22 protein-coding genes and 1 riboswitch are annotated in these 19,482 nt (G+C 28.3%); of the genes, 21 read left to right on the plus strand and 1 reads right to left on the minus strand.

The window, feature by feature from the left end:
- The first annotated feature begins 151 nt into the window (after positions 1–151).
- From BMW96_RS06860 to BMW96_RS06955, 21 genes are all read left to right on the plus strand, one after another.
- Entirely contained in the window at positions 152–1,102 is a 951-nt protein-coding gene (locus tag BMW96_RS06860; RefSeq protein WP_092353836.1) for a sugar ABC transporter substrate-binding protein, read from the plus strand.
- Positions 1,102–2,409 carry a sensor histidine kinase gene (locus BMW96_RS06865; RefSeq protein WP_092353838.1) on the plus strand — a complete coding sequence of 436 codons (1,308 nt, stop codon included), beginning with the start codon at positions 1,102–1,104 and terminating at the stop codon, positions 2,407–2,409. The genes BMW96_RS06860 and BMW96_RS06865 overlap by 1 nt, the downstream gene beginning before the upstream one ends.
- A complete protein-coding gene (locus BMW96_RS06870) occupies positions 2,402–3,076 on the plus strand; it encodes a response regulator transcription factor (RefSeq protein WP_092353840.1) in 675 nt (224 codons plus the stop codon). Before BMW96_RS06865 ends, BMW96_RS06870 begins: the two co-directional genes overlap by 8 nt.
- Positions 3,069–4,358: an extracellular solute-binding protein gene (locus BMW96_RS06875; RefSeq protein WP_092353843.1), complete on the plus strand. Its 1,290-nt coding sequence runs from the start codon at positions 3,069–3,071 to the stop codon at positions 4,356–4,358. Before BMW96_RS06870 ends, BMW96_RS06875 begins: the two co-directional genes overlap by 8 nt.
- A gap of 141 nt (positions 4,359–4,499) precedes the next feature.
- Positions 4,500–4,922, plus strand: a complete 423-nt coding sequence (locus tag BMW96_RS06880; RefSeq protein WP_162207493.1) for a PTS sugar transporter subunit IIA — start codon at positions 4,500–4,502, stop codon at positions 4,920–4,922.
- Positions 4,923–4,937: 15 nt separating this feature from the next.
- Positions 4,938–5,429 carry a PTS sugar transporter subunit IIB gene (locus BMW96_RS06885; RefSeq protein WP_092353847.1) on the plus strand — a complete coding sequence of 164 codons (492 nt, stop codon included), beginning with the start codon at positions 4,938–4,940 and terminating at the stop codon, positions 5,427–5,429.
- Positions 5,430–5,449: 20 nt separating this feature from the next.
- Positions 5,450–6,301, plus strand: coding sequence for a PTS mannose/fructose/sorbose/N-acetylgalactosamine transporter subunit IIC (locus BMW96_RS06890; protein WP_092353849.1), 852 nt, complete (start codon positions 5,450–5,452; stop codon positions 6,299–6,301).
- Between the two features lies 1 nt (position 6,302).
- On the plus strand, positions 6,303–7,139 hold the full coding sequence (locus tag BMW96_RS06895; protein WP_092353851.1) for a PTS system mannose/fructose/sorbose family transporter subunit IID: 837 nt from the start codon (positions 6,303–6,305) through the stop codon (positions 7,137–7,139).
- Between the two features lie 14 nt (positions 7,140–7,153).
- On the plus strand, positions 7,154–7,423 hold the full coding sequence (locus BMW96_RS06900; protein ID WP_092353853.1) for a hypothetical protein: 270 nt from the start codon (positions 7,154–7,156) through the stop codon (positions 7,421–7,423).
- Between the two features lie 50 nt (positions 7,424–7,473).
- Positions 7,474–8,271 (plus strand): Cof-type HAD-IIB family hydrolase, encoded by a 798-nt coding sequence (locus BMW96_RS06905; RefSeq protein WP_092353855.1) that lies wholly within the window; start codon positions 7,474–7,476, stop codon positions 8,269–8,271.
- 1 nt (position 8,272) lies between these two features.
- Positions 8,273–9,979 (plus strand): class I mannose-6-phosphate isomerase, encoded by a 1,707-nt coding sequence (locus BMW96_RS06910; protein ID WP_092353857.1) that lies wholly within the window; start codon positions 8,273–8,275, stop codon positions 9,977–9,979.
- Positions 9,980–10,422: 443 nt separating this feature from the next.
- A complete protein-coding gene (locus tag BMW96_RS14100) occupies positions 10,423–10,575 on the plus strand; it encodes a hypothetical protein (protein WP_157796038.1) in 153 nt (50 codons plus the stop codon).
- Between the two features lie 123 nt (positions 10,576–10,698).
- Entirely contained in the window at positions 10,699–10,884 is a 186-nt protein-coding gene (locus tag BMW96_RS06915; RefSeq protein WP_092353859.1) for a hypothetical protein, read from the plus strand.
- Positions 10,885–10,934: 50 nt separating this feature from the next.
- A complete protein-coding gene (locus BMW96_RS06920) occupies positions 10,935–11,132 on the plus strand; it encodes a hypothetical protein (protein ID WP_143050719.1) in 198 nt (65 codons plus the stop codon).
- A 372-nt stretch (positions 11,133–11,504) separates the two neighbouring features.
- A complete protein-coding gene (locus tag BMW96_RS06925; protein ID WP_092353863.1) occupies positions 11,505–12,926 on the plus strand; it encodes a membrane lipoprotein lipid attachment site-containing protein in 1,422 nt (473 codons plus the stop codon).
- A gap of 4 nt (positions 12,927–12,930) precedes the next feature.
- Complete coding sequence (locus BMW96_RS06930) at positions 12,931–13,974, plus strand: class I SAM-dependent methyltransferase (RefSeq protein ID WP_092353865.1); 1,044 nt, start codon at positions 12,931–12,933, stop codon at positions 13,972–13,974.
- Positions 13,975–14,062: 88 nt separating this feature from the next.
- A riboswitch (cobalamin riboswitch) is annotated at positions 14,063–14,195 on the plus strand.
- Between the two features lie 66 nt (positions 14,196–14,261).
- Complete coding sequence (locus tag BMW96_RS06935) at positions 14,262–14,927, plus strand: DUF4430 domain-containing protein (RefSeq protein WP_157796039.1); 666 nt, start codon at positions 14,262–14,264, stop codon at positions 14,925–14,927.
- Between the two features lie 22 nt (positions 14,928–14,949).
- Positions 14,950–15,789 (plus strand): energy-coupling factor transporter transmembrane component T family protein, encoded by an 840-nt coding sequence (locus BMW96_RS06940; RefSeq protein ID WP_092353868.1) that lies wholly within the window; start codon positions 14,950–14,952, stop codon positions 15,787–15,789.
- Entirely contained in the window at positions 15,782–17,302 is a 1,521-nt protein-coding gene (locus tag BMW96_RS06945; RefSeq protein ID WP_092353870.1) for an ABC transporter ATP-binding protein, read from the plus strand. Before BMW96_RS06940 ends, BMW96_RS06945 begins: the two co-directional genes overlap by 8 nt.
- Positions 17,299–17,985 (plus strand): ECF transporter S component, encoded by a 687-nt coding sequence (locus tag BMW96_RS06950; RefSeq protein WP_092353872.1) that lies wholly within the window; start codon positions 17,299–17,301, stop codon positions 17,983–17,985. The genes BMW96_RS06945 and BMW96_RS06950 overlap by 4 nt, the downstream gene beginning before the upstream one ends.
- Positions 17,985–19,091, plus strand: coding sequence for a prenyltransferase/squalene oxidase repeat-containing protein (locus BMW96_RS06955; RefSeq protein ID WP_092353874.1), 1,107 nt, complete (start codon positions 17,985–17,987; stop codon positions 19,089–19,091). Before BMW96_RS06950 ends, BMW96_RS06955 begins: the two co-directional genes overlap by 1 nt.
- Positions 19,092–19,113: 22 nt before the next feature.
- Here BMW96_RS06955 and BMW96_RS14470 read toward each other — a convergent pair.
- Positions 19,114–19,482: transposase (locus BMW96_RS14470; RefSeq protein WP_244881275.1), on the minus strand; the 369-nt coding region annotated here is incomplete at its 5' end.

Consider the following 19,482-nt stretch of genomic DNA (forward strand, 5'->3'; position numbering starts at 1 on the left):
TTTCTTAAATGAAAGAAAGCATCCTTTTATATATTTTGAAGTTTTAATATTTAATTCTAACAAAGTTTTTTTGATTATTAATTTAATAATTTATTATTGTAAATAGACATGTTAAAATAATGATATCAAAGGTGATAAGGAGGGATAAAAATTGCAATTTAATCGAAAAATTTTTTTGTCAATCATAACTTTACTTACTATAATTGTATTTATTATTGCTTATTTATTTTATTTTATGCCAATAAATGGTCATAGGGTATTTGGTGTTACATATATGACGATGAATAATCCTTTTTATGAAATAATTAATAATGAATTGAAAAAAAATATTGAGAAAAATGGTGATCGATTAATTACACTAGATCCTCAATTAGATATTGATAAGCAAAATGAACAGATTTATTCATTTATTGAACAAAAGGTAGATGGAATATTTATTAATCCAATTGATGCTAAAAAAATTGAACCAGCACTGAAAGCTGCTAAAAAAGCGCATATTCCAATTATTACAGTCGATGCACCAGTTACAAATATAGATTTGGTCAATTGTACAGTAGTTTCAGATAATTATAATGCTGGTGTACAATGTGCAAAAGATATGATGAGTAAATTGAAAAGTGCTAATATAGTATTACTAAAACATACAACGGCTCTATCTGCAAAACAAAGAATTGAAGGTTTTTTAGATACAATTGATGCTCATTCAGAATATATAATTATTAATCAAGGAGAATGTAAGGGACAATTAGAAAAAGCAATGCCAGTTATGCAAAGAATTTTAAAAGAAACACCAGAGGTTGATGTTGTAATGTCATTAAATGATCCTAGTGCTTTAGGAGCATTGGCAGCATTGGAATCAATGGGATATGAAGATGTGATGGTATATGGAGTTGATGGAACTCCTGATATTAAATCATTGATTGAAGAAAGTCCAATGGTAGCTGGAACAGTAGCACAATCACCAATTTCAATAGGTAGGATAGCTGCAAAAAATATGTATGATTTATTATCAGGTAAAGAGATTGGTTCAAATATTGTTATACCAGTAGAAATTATTACTAAAGAAAACATCGCACAGTTTAATAAAACGGGGTGGCAGTAATGAATAAAAATTATTTTCAGTCTTTATCGTCAGTTAGATATTTAATGATTTTATTGAATTTAATAATTGTTATATTTTATGGGTTTGTTTTTTTGTTTACAACAAAATACATAATTACAAATCAATTATCGAGAAATTTTTTAGATACTGTTAATAGTATTCCTAGAAATCCTCTTTTTGTGCTTTTAGTTTCAATTTTATTATACCTAGTACTTGTTTTCATGATTTATTGTCACAATGAAAATAAAATTATAAGTAATAAATTTCATATTTTTTATAATGTTTTGGAATTAGTTATTTGCTTTGTTATAATTTATTTGTTGAATATGAGTTATAATGGAATTATTTTATTGGTATTTAGTGACTGTATTTATCATTTTAAAAATGAAAAAACAAAATGGTTTTTATTAGCATTAGTAATAATATATTTAATTTCTAATTATGATATTTTTTCGATGTTTATTTCTATCCCTGATCCTCAGGCTTATTTTGAAGCTTGTGAAGCCTCAATGACAGGTATGTTAATGGTAAGCAAAAATTTGTTAGAGACATTAAATATATTATTATTTGTTGCCTCTACAGTATTATATATTGCTGATCAAATTCAAGAAAATGAAAATATTTCTAAAGAATTAAATATGATTAATCAAGTAAATCAAGAATTGCAAAATTATGCAGTTATTACTGAAAAGATTGGTGAAAATAATGAAAGAAAAAGACTTGCACGTGAAATTCATGATACTTTAGGACATGCACTAACAGGGATTGCGGCTGGGATTGACGCATGTATAGCGATGATTGATATTAATCCTCAAACAACCAAACAGCAACTACAACTTGTTTCAAAAGTTGTTCGTCAAGGAATTAGTGATGTTCGTAATTCTCTAAATAAATTACGTCCAGGTGCTTTAGAAGCTAATAGTTTTAAGGGAGCTATTGAAACAATGATTGATGAATTCACAAATTTGAGTGATTTAGTTATTACTTTGGATTATCAAATTGATAAACTTGATTTAGAAAATACTACTGAAGACATATTATTTCGAATAATTCAAGAAAGTATAACTAATGCAATGCGCCATGGAAGGGCAAAGTGTATTGATATTGAAATTTTTGAATATGAAAATTTATTGTATTTAAAAATAAAAGATGATGGAGTTGGCTGTAAAGAAATTCATTATGGATTTGGTTTAAAGCAAATGCAAGAAAGAGTAGCAATTATTAATGGCGAAGTTACATATGATGGACATGATGGTTTTTTAACAGAAGTTAAAATTCCAATAAGAAGAGGTGAAAGATATGATTAAAGTTGTTATAGCAGATGACCAGGAATTGATAAGAGAATCATTAAAAATTGTTTTAGGTACTCATGAAGATATTCAGGTTGTTAGTATTGCTGCTGATGGATTAGAAGTTTTAGATATTTTAAAAATGGAATCAGTTGATGTGATTTTAATGGATATTCGTATGCCACGTATGGACGGTGTAGTTTGTACTAAAGCGGTTAAAGAACAGTATCCTAATACTAAAATTATTATTTTAACAACTTTTGATGATGATGATTTTGTATTTAGTGCTTTGAAGTATGGTGCAAGTGGTTATTTGTTGAAAGGTGTGGGCATGGATGAGTTATATCAAGCAATTTTAACAGTTTATCGTGGTGGTGGAATGATAAATCCTGATATTGCTACCAAAGTTTTTGGGATGTTTTCTAAAATGTCACAAAATAATTATTCTATTCAAGTTGATGAAACAAATATTGATGAAATTAGTAAGCCAGAATGGAAAGTTATACAGCAAGTTGGTTATGGTTTTTCAAATAAAGAAATTGCACAAAAATTATATTTATCTGAAGGAACAGTGAGAAATTATTTAAGTTCAATTCTTTCTAAATTAAATTTAAGAGATCGTACACAATTAGCAATTTGGGCAGTACAAACTGGGCAGATAACTAAGGAGATTAGTGATGAATAAAAAAATAATTGGTTTATTTATTTTGATGGTTTGTATTACTGTAGCAATCATTTATCAACCAGAAAAGATTACTATAAAACTAGGCGTTTTTTCTGGTAGTAACTGGGATGTTCCAAGTGGTGAAAGTAATCAAATTGTAGATAATGCAATTAAAATATTTGAAGAATCTCATCCTAATGTTAATGTAGAATATGAAAGTGGTATTTTAAAAGAAGATTATTCATCATGGTTAGCAGATAAGATTTTAACTGGTGATACTCCTGATGTTTATATTATTTTAGAAGAAGATTTTAGTTTATTAAGTTCGATAGGGGCATTAAAAAATCTTAATTCATATATACTTAAAGATAAAAATTTCGATGAACAGGAATATTATAAAAGTGTTCTGGAAGCAGGAATGTATAATGGATATCAATATGCATTACCGTATGAGTGTGATCCAACCTTGATGTTTGTAAATAAAACGTTATTAAAAAAAGAAGGAATTGAAATACCTAATAATGATTGGACATTAGATGATTTTTATGAGATATGTCAAAAAGTAACTCGTGATAGTAATGATGATGGTATTATTGATCAATATGGTTGCTATGATTATGATTGGCTAGATTCTATATATAGTCATGGAATCCAAATGTTTAATGATCAAGGTACAAAATGTGATTTAAGTCAAGACAGTATAAAAGAATCAATAACATTTGTTCAAAAAATAAATAATTTAAATCAGGGGCATATTGTTAGTAGTAATGAGTTTGATAAAGGTCAAGTAGCTTTTTCACCAATGCCTCTTTCTCAGTATCGAACATATCAACCATATCCATGGAAAATAAAAAAATATTCGCTTTTTGAATGGGATTGTGTAAAAATGCCTACACATGCTAAAAATGTTGAAAATAGTGAAGTTTCAACTTTGCTAATGGGAATATCTTCACGCAGTAAGCATGATAGTTTAGCATGGGATTTGCTTAAAATCATTACATATAATCAACAGAGTCAAGCTAAATTAGTTGAATATTCGCAAGGTTTATCACCTTTGAAAACAGTCGTTGAATCAAAGACAACAATTAATTTATTAAAAGAAGAGTCAGGTGATAGTCAAGTAAGTTTAAATTTACTTAATGAAGTCATGGAAAATACAACAAGTCATGGTAAATTTAAAAAATATGAATCGGCTCTAGATCTTATTAATACAAGAGTAGATCAAATTATTTTAAACAATGATGATTTAGATACTTCATTGACAAAATTACAAAAAGAATTAAACCAATATCTTAAAGAGTAGCACAAGCTACTTTTTTTTATGACAAATGTCATATAAATATATGACAAATATTATAAAAAAAATATGACATGTCACAGATGGAATGTAAACGCTTAGATGTTAGAATAAATGTGTCCTAGAAAGGAAGGGGGAAAAGAGATAATGAAGTATGTAGTTTTAGTAAGTCATGGAGAATTTGCAAATGGTTTGAAAAATGCTTTATCAATGCTTGCTGGGAATAAACCCGAAATTATATCAGCAGGATTAAAAGATGGTATGGATGCTGATGCTTTTGCTAAAGAATTACTAGATAAACTAGATGTAATTAATCAAGATGATGAGGTTATTTTACTAGGCGATCTTGTAGGTGGTTCACCGTTAACAATAGCAATGGATGTATTGAACCAAAAAGAGATGTTAAACAGTACTGTTGTTATTGGTGGAATGAATTTACCTTTAGCATTAACTACTGTGTTGATGAAAGATGCATTTGATAATGATACATTAGTAAAACAAATCTTATCAGAAGCTCATGAAGGTTTAAAACAAGTTTTTATAATAACTGATGAAGAAGATGATATTTAAAAGGAGGAAAATAATATGTCAGTTTCATTTATTCGTATTGATGACCGAATGATTCATGGTCAGACTTGTACACGTTGGGCACGTGAATATCCTTGTAATGGTTTGATTGCTGTAAATGATAAAGCAGCATCAAATGATGTATTACAAGCAGCTTATAAAGCTGCTAGTGGTAAAAAAACTTTTGTTTGGACATTAGACGCATTTGAAAAAAAATCACAAAAGGTTTTAGATAGTGATACACAATATTTTTTAATCACTAAAAATTCAATAGATATGTGTAAAATTTTAGTTGATCAAGGTTTTAAATGTGGAATTGATACAGTTATTGTTGGTCCATGTAATGATCGTGAAGGAGCGGTTAAACTAGGTAACAATCAATCAATTACTCAAGAAGAAGCAGATGCATTTGAAAAAATTGCTCAAGCTGGTTATAAAATTAAATTTGCTTTATTACCTGATGTTTCTATTGGAACATGGGATGATTTTAAAAGTAAATTTGGTTATTAAAATAAAGGGGGATAATTATTATGGAAATTAGTTGGATTCAAGCGGCCTTGCTTGGTTTATTTGCTTGTTTATCAAGTATGCCAGGATTAGGAGGAACTTCTTTTGGTAACTATACATTGGGTAGACCGCTAGTTGGAGGTTTAGTTTGTGGTATTATTTTAGGAGATGTTGCAACTGGAATTTTGGTTGGGGTAGCAATGCAAGTTGTTTATATTGCTCTAGTTACTCCAGGGGGAACAGTTTCAGCCGATGTTCGTGCTGTTAGTTATATTGGAATTCCTCTTGCAATGATTGCTTTAAAAAGTTATGGATTAGATGCTGCATCAAGTGATGGACAATCGTTAGCAACATCTTTTGGAACAATGGTAGGAACATTAGGAACAGTATTATTTTATGGAACAGCAACAATCAACTTGGCATGGCAACATATTGGATGGAAAGCTGTTGAAAAAGGTAATTTTAAAAAATTATATGTAGTTGATATGGTTTTACCATGGATTTCTCATATTATTTGTTCATTTATTCCAGCAATGATCATGTGTAAAATGGGAGCCCCAATGGTTGATCTGATTAAAACATATTTACCAATGGATGGAATTGCAATGAAAACATTATTTACAGTTGGATCATTATTACCATGTGTAGGGATTGCTATTTTATTAAAACAAATTGTTACTAAAGCAATTGATTTTGTTCCATTTTTCTTTGGTTTTACTTTAGCTGCTGCTTTAGGAATAAACTTAGTATCTGCAACAATTATTGCAAGTATGTTTGCTTTAATTAACTATAAAATTAAAATGCTTACATTAAGTAAAACAATGATGGTTAGTGAAAATACAAATATTGATGATGATGACGAGGAGGATATTTAAGATGGAAAAGAAATTAACTAAGAAAACTCTAAATAAATCATTTCATAATTGGTATTATGGAAACCTAACTTGTTTTTCACAGGAACATATGCAGACTTTTGGATACTTATGTTCAATGTTACCGATTGTAGAAGAGTTATATCCAAAAAAAGAAGATCAAGAAAATGCAATGAAGACATATACAGCATTTTTTAACACTGAGCCACAGATAGGTTCTGTTATTGTAGGAATTACAGCAGGGCTTGAAGAAGCACGAGCTTCTGGAGCTGAAGATGTTGATGATGAAACAATTAATGGTTTACGTGCTGGTTTAATGGGACCATTAGCAGGGATTGGTGATTCATTAATTGTTGGGACAGTGATTCCAATTTTATTAGGAGTAGCAATGGGAATGTCTACTGGGGGCTCACCATTAGGAGCAATTTTCTATATTATTGTTTGGAATTTATTTGCTTATTTTGGAATGAAGTTCTTATATTTTAAAGGATATGAATTAGGTGGTAAAGCAGTTGATTTTCTAGTTGGAGATCAAGGTAAAGCTTTAAGAGAATCAATTACAATGTTAGGTGGAATTGTAATTGGAGCAGTTGCTGCAACATGGGTTTCTATTAAGACATCATTTGAAATGACTGCAACAGGTGCTAAAGAACCGTTTTTAGAATTACAAAAAACACTTGATGGTGTTTATCCAGGTTTTTTAACCGCAGCCTTTGTATTATTCTGCTGGTATTTGCTTACAAAGAGAAAAATGTCACCAATTAAAGTTATGTTATTATTAGTTGTTATTGCTTTTATTGGGGTATTAATAGGATTCTTTAATCCAGGATTAACATATTAAAGGAGAAATCGTTTATGGAAGCTAAGTTAAAACAATCATATATTGAAGAAATTAAGTTTCAAACAAAAATGTTAAATAATTTAAAAAGATGGTTAAAAGTATCAATTATCCTTTCCTCGATATCCTTCGCTTTTGTTCTTTTTGGCCCATCAACTAGTTTTGTTTGTCAGATTATTGGTATAGTTGGAATGATTTTAAGTATTGTTGCTTGTATGTTGATTTTACTTGGCTATAAAAATGGTAGAAATAATGTTAATAAAATTATTGATAGTATAAAAAAATAAGGATTTATTCTTTTAAGGATAAATCCTTTTTAAAAAGAGGAGAATATAAAATGTATCAGGTAGTTTTTAGTGATGTTGATGGAACTTTACTTAATGATCAGCATTGTATAACGCCATTAACACTTCTTACAATTAAAAAAATTCAAATACCTTTTGTTATAGTATCTGCCCGTAGTCCATCAGGAATTTATCCAATTTTAGAAGAAAATGATTTAGTTTGTCCTATGATCTGTTATGGTGGTGGGATGATTTTAAATCATGAAAATGAGATTATTTATGAGCAGGGAATGGAAACATCGTTAGCATTAAAGATTATCAATTATATTGAAGCTAATAATTTTGATATAGCTTGGTGTGTTTATTCGTTTGATGATTGGATTGTTAAAGATTGTTTAGATCCAAGAATCATAAAAGAAGAACAAATTGTTAAAGCCAAATCTCGTCAAGGGAATCAAATAGAAATTAAAAAATTATCTAAAGTACATAAAATATTGTGTATTTGTAATCCTGAATATATAAATGATTTAGAAGCAAAATTAAAAATAATGTTTAAAGAATGTCAAATTGTTAAATCATCAAATATACTTATTGAAATAACACACCAAAATATTTCTAAAGCATTTGCAATTAAAAAATATTGTGATTTATTAAACATTGATATTAAAAATACAATTGCTTTTGGCGATCAATATAATGATTTAGAAATGCTAAAAATAGTAGGGTGTGGAATTGCAATGAAAAATGCACCTTTAGAAATAAAAAAAGAAGTGAAACAAGTAACTGAAGATAACAATCACGATGGAATATATTTTGCATTATCAAAATTAAATTTATTTAAGGAGTTATAAAATGAGTTATGACCGTTTTCCAGAAACAAAAATAATAGGCTATAATCATGAAGTTTTTAACGACGAGCAAGCAATTTATCAAGAATTATTAAAATATAAAGATCTTCATTGTTGGGTTGTAGACTGTTATCCAGGGGTTGATAATGAAATATTTAGATTGATTAAACGCATATATCAACCAGAAATCATTATTAAAAGTGAAGATATTTTTTATGATAGTAAGATACTTAATGATAAAATGAAAGCGAACCTTACCGATGATCGAGTAAGGGGAGTAATGTATTATGGTGTTATGGAAGATTTTGTTGATTACAATAAATTAGTAGAAGTAAATCAATTATTAGCCAATAAAGATAAAAAGATTTTAATTTATGGTGTAGGTGCTGGATTAATTAGTACAGGTGATTTATATATTTATTGTGATTTAGCACGCTGGGAAATTCAGTTACGATATCGGCAAGGAATGCCTAATTTTAAATGTGATAATTTTGATGAAGATATTTTAAAAAAGGTAAAACGTGGTTATTTTATAGAATGGCGAATTAGTGATAAGCATAAAATAAAAATGTTTAATAGTATTGATTATCTAATTGATAGTAATGAAAAAGGTCATCCTAAAATGGTAACAGGTTTGGCATTAAGAGAAGGATTAAAACAGCTTGTAAAACAACCGTTTAGATTAGTACCATATTTTGATCCTGGTATATGGGGTGGACAATGGATGAAAAAACATTGTAATTTGGATCTTCATGAAAAAAACTATGCTTGGAGTTTTGATGGTGTTTTTGAAGAAAATAGTTTATATTTACGTTATGATAATACCCGTATAGAAATACCAGCAATGGATCTTGTATTGTACTTACCAATAGAATTATTGGGAATGAAAAATTATTGTCGTTTTGGAGCGGAGTTTCCAATTAGATTTGATTTTTTGGATACAATTGAGGGACAAAATTTAAGTTTACAAGTGCATCCTTTAATGGAATATATTAAGTCCCATTTTGGAATGACTTATACTCAAGATGAAAGTTATTATATATTAGATGCTGATGGTGGAGGTATCTATTTAGGGCTTAAAGAAAATATAAATTTTAATGAAATGGTTGATGATTTGAAATTAGCTCAAGATGGAAAGCACATCTTTGATGCGGATAAATATATAAATTATTTTCCTGCTAAAAAACATGATCATTTTTTAATTCCTGCTGGAACTATTCATTGTTCATCAGCAGGGTGTATGGTATTAGAAATAAGTGCAACTCCATATATTTTCACTTTTAAACTTTGGGATTGGAATAGATTAGGATTAGATGGATTACCACGACCAATTCATCTTGATGATGGTATTGAAAATATTCAACAAAATCGCACAACTAGATGGGTAGAAAAACAGCTTGTCAATAACATTCAGGTTATTTATGATGGTGATTATTTAGAAGAAAAAACTGGTTTACACGAGTTGGAATTTATTGAAACAAGAAGGGTTACTACATCTACAATAACTTATCATGATTGTCAAGAAGGTGTTCACATGTTAAATTTAGTAGAAGGTAAAGAAGCGCTTGTCGAAAGTCCAAGTCATGCATTTAAGCCATTTGTTGTTCATTATGCAGAAACGTTTGTTATTCCTAGTGCAATAGGTAAATATACAATTAGACCTGTTGATAATGAAAAGATAATCTTTATTAAAGCTTTTGTTAGATATTGAAATAATAAAAGAAAGCTAACTTTATTATAAAGTAGGCTTTCTTTTTTTGGGATGTTGGGCATGGCATATATCTAGGTGGTGAAAGTCCACTGTGGGGGCGATGTCGAGCCAATATCAAGGGTGTCTATTGTGAGGTAGAATCTGAAAGAAGATGGAGACAAAGTCCAATAGGAGGTCATGTTGTTAATGATAATGAAAATGCCAATAAAGCAATTGATTTTGATACAAATACAAAATGGAGTTACCATAATAGTAATGATGATAATGGATATTATTGGCTAGAAGTAAATTTCTACAAAAATATCGTGTGGATGCTTTAGAATTATTGGGTGCTCAAAAAGAAAATGAAAGTTTTATTACAAGAGATTTCTAAATACAAGTTAAAGAAAATGGTGAATGGAAAGATATTCATAGTGTAACTGACAATAAAGAAAATCTTTATTATGCCAACATGGATACACCAGTTGTGGGAGATAATTTTAGATTGTAACAAAAAATTAGGTAGTGCTAATGAAAATAATGCAAGAATTTATGAATTCTATTTATATGGAGATAAAGTAATTGAAAGCGATAAAATAGCAAGTAGATTTAGCTAATGCAATTACAGATAAAGATTTAGTAAAATTAATCCTAGTGGTAGCTGATGAATTTATTGTAACAAGAGATGAAGCTAATGCAGTATATAATATGCTAGTGCAACTCAAGAAGAAGTGGACGGAGTGTTTACTCGTTTAGCAAATGCAATGCATATGTTAGAATTTTTTAAAGGGGATAAAACAACATTAAAAACATTCATTGATAAAGTTAATGAATTAAAAGCAGATAAGTATATTGAAACTACTTGGATAGTATTTGAAAAAGAATTAGCTAAAGCACAAACGGTATATAATGACAATGTAATGTAGAAGTAGATGAAACATATAATGTTTTAGTAAAAGCGTTCTTGAACTTAAGATTGAAACTAAATAAAGATTTATTAAGTGATTTAATCAATCAAGCAAATGGTATTAATCGAGCTAATTATAGTGCTGAATCATTAAAAGTATTAGATGCAGAAGTGTTAAAAGCAAAAGCGGTATTTGAAGGTCCAAATGCAAGTGAAGCAAAAATAAAAGCTGTAGAAGCATCATTGACTAAAGCATTAGCAGATTAGAAGTAGTAAAACTTGGTGAAAGTGTAAAAACTGGAGATGATAACTTAACTGGAATGTTTACAACAATTGCATTATTAAGTATGATGGGATATATAATATTGAGAAGAAAATAAATATTTATATAGATCATTGATAATTTAGGTTATTAATGGTCTTTTTTGGTATGCTAGGTATGGCACTAGTTCAGTTGAATATGAATTATTTATATTCTAGTAATCAAAAAGAGATGGTAGAAAATGGGATTTTGAATCTCAAAAAAGAATATTCTGATGTTTAGAAAAATTAATAATTATTAAAAACTATTATTAATAAACTTAGTGGTTAATCGACAAGAAACATGCTATAATAATTTTGTTTTAAGGAGTGGAAAAAATGAAAAAAATTATAGTGGGTATTTTTGCACTTTTATTATTAACTGGATGTTCTGGTGATAGTAGTAGTCAGACACTTTTTGTAGCTGATAAAAATGATCGATTTGGTCTTATTAATATAAATGGTGATAAACAAACTAAGTTTATTTATGATAAATATGAGTCTGTAGGGGAATATGGATATATTGTTGTTAAAGATAAAAAATATGGTTACCTTTCTTATAATGGTGAGGAAATTATAGAATTAGGAAAATATAACAAATTAGTGTCAATCTCTAATATGATTGTTGCTTATGATAAAAATGATAATGTTACGATTTTGAGTAGTGAAGGTAAGAAGTTATATGATGATAAGAAGACAGAAATATTATTATCAGGCTTGCCAATCATTCATAACAATAAAGATTATACTGTTCTTTATGATACAGGAGAAATATTAGTTAGCAGTAAAAATAAGATTTTAAGTGCTAATGTAAAAAATGATAATTATATGGCAGTATGTTTCGAAGAATCTATAGAGATTTATAATCAAAAAATTCCTGGAAAAATTATTAAAGTTGATGCTGGTGGTAATTATCAATTGATGTCTTATAGTGATGGTATAGGTTATTTATTTTATGATCGCATATATCAAGATGCTCTAGCATGTGATGATAAAGGTGAGGTAATTTTTAAGGCTAAGATAGATCTTGATGATTTTTATTTTGACAAGTCTAATAATATTACTGGAGTTAAAAATCAAACAACTTATTTATTTGATAAAAAGGGTACTGCTACTTCAATTAATAGTTATTATAATAGTCTTAATAGTTATGTAATGAAAAATAAAAATATGATTTATGGACCTCATAAATTTGTGAATAATGGAAAAGAAGTAGAGGTAAATGATATTCAGTTGGATCCAATGGCTTCATATATTAATAATAAATTTTTTCCAGTATATGTAAGAAATAAAGGGTATATGTATTATGATTTTAATGGTGAAATGGTTTTTAAGACTATCTTTACAAGCGCAGAGATTTTTGATCGAAATAAATTAGCAGTTGTTTCTAAAAAAGAAAATGAATATTATTTAATGAATCAAAGTGGTAAGAAAGTTTCTAAGAAATATAATCGAATTATCCATATTGGTGAAAAATATTATGCAGGATTTATTTCTAGTAGTAAATATGAAGTGATAGATACTAGTGGTAAAAAAATTATTGATGATAATTTTATGGACGATGGTTATGTTTTTACGTATAATGGTATAGTCTACGGAATCTTTAATAAAAGTGGAACAAGTTATGTTTATGATATGAATGAACTAGAAGTTATATTTTCAGTTGAAGGGAATTTAGAATTTGCGGATGATGGATATTTTGTTACTGAAAATAGGGATGGTTATTATTCATTGACAGGCGAAAAAATTTATACGAGGTAATGAAATGGATTATTATATTTATATGCTTATTTCTTTAGCAGTTATGCTAGTAGTTGTAAAATTCTTCTTTTGTGAATTAGAAGGGTATACAGCGAAAAAAAAGGGTTTATTAAATTGGTATTTAAAGCTGTCTAAACCGTTTAAATATGTTCGGACACGAAGTATTATTTTTATGAGTATTATTTGTTATATGGTTGCTTCGATACATATGTTATTTACAATGGAATGGTTAGTTGAATTGATTGGGTTTGTTGCGGTTGGAGTTATATTTGATGGGATTAGTCAATTAGTTGGATATTATTATAGTAAAATTCGTTTTAAAAAAGATATTAACAATGCTCTTAAAACTAAAAATGAAATCAATAAAGCTATGGAATTGAGTGATAATGATTTAGTGCAACAAAGTATGCCGATTTATTCAAGTCAAGAAATAGTTTCAAAATATTTGGATGATCAAAGTCATTTAGCTGCAATTTCACTTGATGGAGGAGAATATATATCATCTTTTAATAACTTACCACCAATTACATATGCGGTTGAAGCACAGTATGAAAAAGCACAAGATAAACTTAATGATCGAAGTGTGAAAGTGACAAGGTTAACAGATGATGGAAAACTTCCTTTTAAAGATGAGCGTTTAGATGTTGTTGTTAATGAGTTAGCTAATTATGATAAATATGATTTATATCGAGTTGTTAAACCAGGAGGATATATTTTAGTGAATCAAATGGGTAGTGACAACTATAAAGAATTAATTAATATTTTTTTACCTTTTAAATTACATGGTCGTTGGGATCTTGAATCTGGTTCTGAAACACTTAGTGAAATTGGATTAGAGATAGTTGATGGTGTTGAGGAGCATGGTTATGTTCGTTTCAATACATTAACATCGTTCATTCACTTTATGAAAGGTATTACACGTGCTGATATAACTCAAGATCGCTTTATGAATTTTTATGGACAAGTTTTAAAACAAATTAAGGAAAAAAGTTATTTTGAATTAACGACACATCGTTTTATGGTTGTGGCTAGAAAAAAAGAACTTTAAAAAATTTATTAAATTATTGAAATGACAAGAGGTAAAATTCTTGTCATTTTATTGCTTTTAGAAATGATTGTTGTATAATGATACTAACTTGATATGCATATTTAATGGCTGCTTTAAGCATTAATAAGGAATCCTGTTAAAATCAGGAGCGGTCCCGCCACCGTAATGATAGATAATTATTTAAATCAGAGTCGGATACTTACCATTATCTTAGGATACACTTTACGGATGATAGAGTAGTTCTATTTATGAGATAAGATCCTTTTATGCGCTTTTTGGAGGATGTAATGAAAAAAATATCAAAAGTAATAATTATTATATTTGTCTTATTAATAACTGCTTGTAAAGCTGATGATAAACATGCCAGGTTAATTAGTACTAATGCACTAAAAGTAAATGGTAATGGTTTAATTGTTGAAAATGGTAATATTGTCGTTAGAGATGATGAAACTGCTTCTAATACTATAAATGATAATAAAAGTAGCAATTTAACTAATGATACAAATAATAATCAATCAAATAATATAAAGAACAATGATTCTAATGAAGTATCTAAACCTGATGAACAAATGATAGATATAAGTATTACTATTGATTGCAAGACAATTCTTGATAATATGAGTGATTTGAAAAATGGTTATGTAGATTTTATACCAAAAGATGGAGTGATTTTGGATAGTGTTGTTGTAAAAGTAAAAAATAATAGTACAGTTTTAAATGTTTTAGAGACAGTAAATGAAAAATATGATTTAAATTTAAAAATACGGAAATCTTCTTTTGGGGTATATATAATAGGAATTAAGTATATTGAAGAAAAAATTTGTGGTAATAGTAGTGGCTGGATGTATAGTGTTAATGATAATTTTCCTGGGCAAAATGCAGGATCTTATCGATTAAAAGATGGTGATAATATAAAGTGGCGTTTTACGTGTAAACCAAATGATTTAAAATAAGTGTATTGGAAAGGAAATTGTTATGGTCATAAAAAGTTTTAAAGAGAGTCATCCAATTGTATTGTTTAGTTATTTTTTATCAATTATTGTTATATCAATTATTCAACGTAATTATTATTTAATTGTTTTGATAACGATATCAGCTATTATAGTGGATTATTTTTATAATAAAAGAGACTTTTTAAAAGACATGAAATATTTTCTTGTTTTAGTGTTACTTGTAACAATTACTAATCCTATTTTTGTAATGGAGGGTAAAGATATAATATATCAAAATAGCTTTATCACTGTTACACGACAGGCATTGATATATGGTTTGGTTTTTGGAATGCTGCTTGCAAGTATGCTTTTATGGTTTAAAGTAATGAAAAGATGTATTAGTGATAGTCATATAGTTTATTTATTTGGTTCAATCTTACCAACTTTGGGTTTAGTAATTTCAATGAGCTTTAATATAATTAATAAATTAAAAAATCAGTATCAAAAAATAAAAGAAGCAAATTATCATATGCCTTGTAAAAATAAATTTGTCTATTATCGAAATGTTATAGTTATTTTAGTAACTTATGCATTTGAGTCTTCATTAGATATGATGAATTCTATGATATCTAGAGGATATGGGAAAACTAAGCGGACTAATTTTCATTTATATAGTTTTAAAAAAGATGATTTGTTGAAGCTATTGATTATTATAATTCTCAGTTTGTTATGTTTATGGGGATATTTTGGATATTATCAAAGTTTTTATTATTATCCAATGATTCAAGTTTATCAGTTTAAGTTGATTGATATAGTATTTTTTATTGCGTATGTAGCTTTAGCAGCTTTTCCGTTATGGTTAGGAGGAAAAAAGAATGTATAAGATTGAAAACTTTAGTTTTACATATCCTGAAGAAGGAAGAGTCATTAAAAATATTTCTTTTGGAGTAAATGAAGGTGATTTTTTAGTTATTTCTGGTAAAAGTGGATGTGGTAAGACAACGTTACTAAAACATTTAAAGCCATCTTTAAAACCTAAAGGAGAGGTGGATGGATTAATTATTTTAGATGAAGAGATAGAAAAAGATGATACTAAAATAGGTTTTGTTTTTCAAAATCCTAATGATCAAATAGTAATGGATAAAGTTTGGCATGAAATTGCTTTTGGTTTAGAAAATACAACTACTCCTTTAAAACAGATGAAGCGTAGAGTGGGGGAAATTGTTAATTATTTTAATTTGCAAAATATTATTAATAAAGATACTCAATCTTTATCTGGGGGAGAAAAACAATTAGTTAATTTAGCTAGTGTAATGGTGATGAATCCTAAAGTCATTTTATTGGATGAAGCAACTGCACAGCTCGATCCTGTTAATAGAGAGGAATTTATTAAGATATTAAAACAAATTAATGATGATTTTAATGTGACAATAATTTTTGTTGAACACCAATTAGAGGGGTTATTAAATGTTGCGAATCGATTGATTGTAATGGATGAAGGTAAAATTGTTATTGATGATGATATTAAAAATGCAGTTAATGAAATGTTAGTAAAAGAGATATTTGTAGAATCATTGCCAGATTATGTAAGAGTATCATCTTTAACAGATGAGTTATGTTTATCTGTTAAAGATGCAAGAAATGCATTATCTGATTTTGATGACTTTGATATTAAAGATACTGAGGATGTTGACACTGGTATTTTAATGGAAATTAGGGATTTAAATTTTGGTCATGATGATATTGTTTTAAAAGATTTAGATTTAGATATTAAGCAAAATGAAATATTTTCAATAGTTGGTGCAAATGGCAGTGGTAAGTCATCGTTTATACGTTGTTTAGCTGGTTTGGTTAAATTCCAAGGTAAAATAACAAAGATTGGATATGTTGATAAAATTGGTTATTTGCCTCAAGATCCAACAACTTTGTTTTTAAGTGATAAGGTAATTGATGATTTATTGGCAGTTGATGAGAGTATGAAAAGTATTGAGCTTCAATTAGAAAATTTAGGAATAAGTGATTTAAAAGAAAAACATCCTTTTGATTTGAGTGGTGGACAAAGACAGTTAGTTGCTTTGGCTAAAGTACTTTTAACTAAGCCTCAATTATTGTTGTTAGATGAGCCAACAAAAGGAATTGATGCTTTTAGTAAGGAACATTTAGCAGCTTTGATTCGTGGTTTAAGTAAACATATGACGATTGTAGTAGCTAGCCATGACTTAGAGTTTGTTGCTAAAATTAGTGATCGGGTTGCAATGATTTTTAATGGTAAAATGGAATCAGCAGATACAATGAGACAGTTCTTTAGTAATAATATATTTTATACTACAACGATTAATAAGATTATGAGACAAAATAATTCAGAAGTTGTTTTATTAGAGGATCTTGGATTATGAAAATAACTAAAAATATGATTATATTGATGTTAATTTCTTTAATAATATTTGTAGGTGTGGTTTTGTTTAAAGATCAAAAATATAATTTAGTTATTATTTTATTGGTTACATTATCTTGTTTGCCATTCTATTTTAAATATGAACATGATAGACCAAAGACTAGAGAAATTATTATTCTCACTATTATGATTGCTTTAACAGTAATTTCACGAATTATTTTTATGGTTATGCCTAGTTTTAAGCCAGTAACAGTAATGGTAATAATATGTGGTATTGTTTTTGGTAGAGCTTCAGGTTTTATGTGTGGATCTTTGTCAGCTTTGATATCAGATTTTGTGTTTGGAATTGGTCCATGGACACCTTTTCAAATGTTTGTTTGGGGAATAATTGGGTATATAGCAGGTATATTTAGTAAACAACTTCATAATGATAAGCATTTTTTATATGGATATAGTATTGTTTGTGGTATTGGTTATTCATTAATTATGGATTTATGGTCAGTTTTAGCAATTGAAAATAGCTTTAATTTTACAAGATATTTGGCAATTGTATTAACATCACTTCCAGTGATGTTAATATATATTGTTTCAAATATAGTTTTTATGTTTTTACTTAGTAAGATAATGTTTCAAATCTTACAGCGAGTAAAAGTAAAATATGGAATAACGGAGGGAAAGATTTGATGAAGAAAATAGTTAGTTTGATTATAGCGTTAGTTGTTTTAGGCAGCATTGTTGTTCCTGTAAATGGACAGACAGATGCTTTATTAAAGGCACAAAATTATTGGTTAAATAATAAGGAATTAAGTGGTTTAGATGCTATTTTAACAGTTGAAGCACTTGGTTTAGATGTTGAAGATGATAAAAACGGTTTTATTGTGAATTATGATTTTGCTGCACCTGTTAATAGTTATGGCGAGGTAATAAAATATGAGGATATGGATTGTGGTTATTTATCAAAAAGTATTATGGCTTTAGTATCAATGAAAATAGATCCTTCTAAATTATTACTATCTGATGGCTCAGTTGTAAACTTAATTGAAATTTTAAAGGCAAAGATAGATGATGATGGTAATGTTTTTTATGGAAATGGGAATCTTGAGTCAAGCATTATTTATACAATGTATGCATTATCTATTGTAGAACCTGATTATGATTTAAGTAAATTAGGTACAAAATTAGCAAGTTTACAATTAGATGATGGATGTTGGGGATATAATGGAGCTTGGGGCGGTCCTGATGTAACTGGATGGGCAATTGGAGCTTTATCTTTGTGTGGAGATAATTATCAAACTTCTATTGATAAAGCTTTAACATATTTTATTTCTATTCAGCAAGATGATGGTTTCTTTGTACCAAGTGATGGTTGGAGTGTTGCTAATAGTAATACTCAAGGTTGTGTTGTTTGGGGATTATTAGAATATGATGTTAATAGCATTAAAACAGGTGTTTTTAAAAATTCTTATGATTCATTAATGACGCTTTTATTAGAAGATGGAGCATTTGCATATCAGGCAGATCAAGGTTATGGTGATAATTATGCTACAATACAAGCAGGTTTGGCATTAGGGGTTTATGAAAATGGTTCATTAGTTTTAAATCTTCGTAGTCAATATGAAGAAATGTTAAATCCACAACCTAGTATTTCTGCACCAGAAAAGAATGTCGATTATTCGACTGATAAGACAGTATTATCAGTTAAAACAGGTGATAATGAATTAATTATAACAGGAATGTTTATGGTTATTGCTAGTGGAGGAATCTATTTAACAATTAAAAAAGTATTTTAATATTATTGTATATAGCGGATTTTTAATCCGCTTCAGGCTGTTGACAAAAGATGGTATAAAAACTAGTTTTAAAAGTTCTTATACCACCTTTTTTTGTTTTTGATTTATTATTTATTTCTTTTTCTTTATATATTTCACTTTTATTGCCCTTTTTTATAAAAACTGGCCTGTCTTTCCATAGCCATCCTGCCATCTTTCTTAAATTATGGCATGCAAAAATAAGCTCTCCCTGATGTTTGTTTTTCCTCAGCCCCCTTAATCGTGTAAATCTTAAATTATGTTTTTCCTTGCACTCTCCAAATACACGTTCTATACTCTCTTTTCTAATTCTATATATCTCTTTCCATTTATCTGTGTATCTGATTTCTTCTACTTCTTCAACATATCCTGC

This window comes from Thomasclavelia cocleata (assembly GCF_900102365.1).
Lineage (GTDB): Bacteria > Bacillota_I > Bacilli_A > Erysipelotrichales > Coprobacillaceae > Thomasclavelia > Thomasclavelia cocleata.

What these genes read in the sequence shown, in the direction of transcription:
- BMW96_RS06910 (WP_092353857.1), top strand. Translation starts at nt 8,273, where the DNA reads ATGAGTTATGACCGTTTTCCAGAAACAAAAATAATAGGCTATAATCAT.
- BMW96_RS06895 (WP_092353851.1), top strand. Translation starts at nt 6,303, where the DNA reads ATGGAAAAGAAATTAACTAAGAAAACTCTAAATAAATCATTTCATAAT.
- BMW96_RS06925 (WP_092353863.1), top strand. Translation starts at nt 11,505, where the DNA reads ATGAAAAAAATTATAGTGGGTATTTTTGCACTTTTATTATTAACTGGA.
- BMW96_RS06935 (WP_157796039.1), top strand. Translation starts at nt 14,262, where the DNA reads ATGAAAAAAATATCAAAAGTAATAATTATTATATTTGTCTTATTAATA.
- BMW96_RS06875 (WP_092353843.1), top strand. Translation starts at nt 3,069, where the DNA reads ATGAATAAAAAAATAATTGGTTTATTTATTTTGATGGTTTGTATTACT.
- BMW96_RS14100 (WP_157796038.1), top strand. Translation starts at nt 10,423, where the DNA reads ATGCCAACATGGATACACCAGTTGTGGGAGATAATTTTAGATTGTAAC.
- BMW96_RS06955 (WP_092353874.1), top strand. Translation starts at nt 17,985, where the DNA reads ATGAAGAAAATAGTTAGTTTGATTATAGCGTTAGTTGTTTTAGGCAGC.
- BMW96_RS06865 (WP_092353838.1), top strand. Translation starts at nt 1,102, where the DNA reads ATGAATAAAAATTATTTTCAGTCTTTATCGTCAGTTAGATATTTAATG.
- BMW96_RS06950 (WP_092353872.1), top strand. Translation starts at nt 17,299, where the DNA reads ATGAAAATAACTAAAAATATGATTATATTGATGTTAATTTCTTTAATA.
- BMW96_RS06890 (WP_092353849.1), top strand. Translation starts at nt 5,450, where the DNA reads ATGGAAATTAGTTGGATTCAAGCGGCCTTGCTTGGTTTATTTGCTTGT.
- BMW96_RS06905 (WP_092353855.1), top strand. Translation starts at nt 7,474, where the DNA reads ATGTATCAGGTAGTTTTTAGTGATGTTGATGGAACTTTACTTAATGAT.
- BMW96_RS06900 (WP_092353853.1), top strand. Translation starts at nt 7,154, where the DNA reads ATGGAAGCTAAGTTAAAACAATCATATATTGAAGAAATTAAGTTTCAA.
- BMW96_RS06885 (WP_092353847.1), top strand. Translation starts at nt 4,938, where the DNA reads ATGTCAGTTTCATTTATTCGTATTGATGACCGAATGATTCATGGTCAG.
- BMW96_RS06945 (WP_092353870.1), top strand. Translation starts at nt 15,782, where the DNA reads ATGTATAAGATTGAAAACTTTAGTTTTACATATCCTGAAGAAGGAAGA.
- BMW96_RS06870 (WP_092353840.1), top strand. Translation starts at nt 2,402, where the DNA reads ATGATTAAAGTTGTTATAGCAGATGACCAGGAATTGATAAGAGAATCA.
- BMW96_RS06880 (WP_162207493.1), top strand. Translation starts at nt 4,500, where the DNA reads ATGAAGTATGTAGTTTTAGTAAGTCATGGAGAATTTGCAAATGGTTTG.
- BMW96_RS06930 (WP_092353865.1), top strand. Translation starts at nt 12,931, where the DNA reads ATGGATTATTATATTTATATGCTTATTTCTTTAGCAGTTATGCTAGTA.
- BMW96_RS06940 (WP_092353868.1), top strand. Translation starts at nt 14,950, where the DNA reads ATGGTCATAAAAAGTTTTAAAGAGAGTCATCCAATTGTATTGTTTAGT.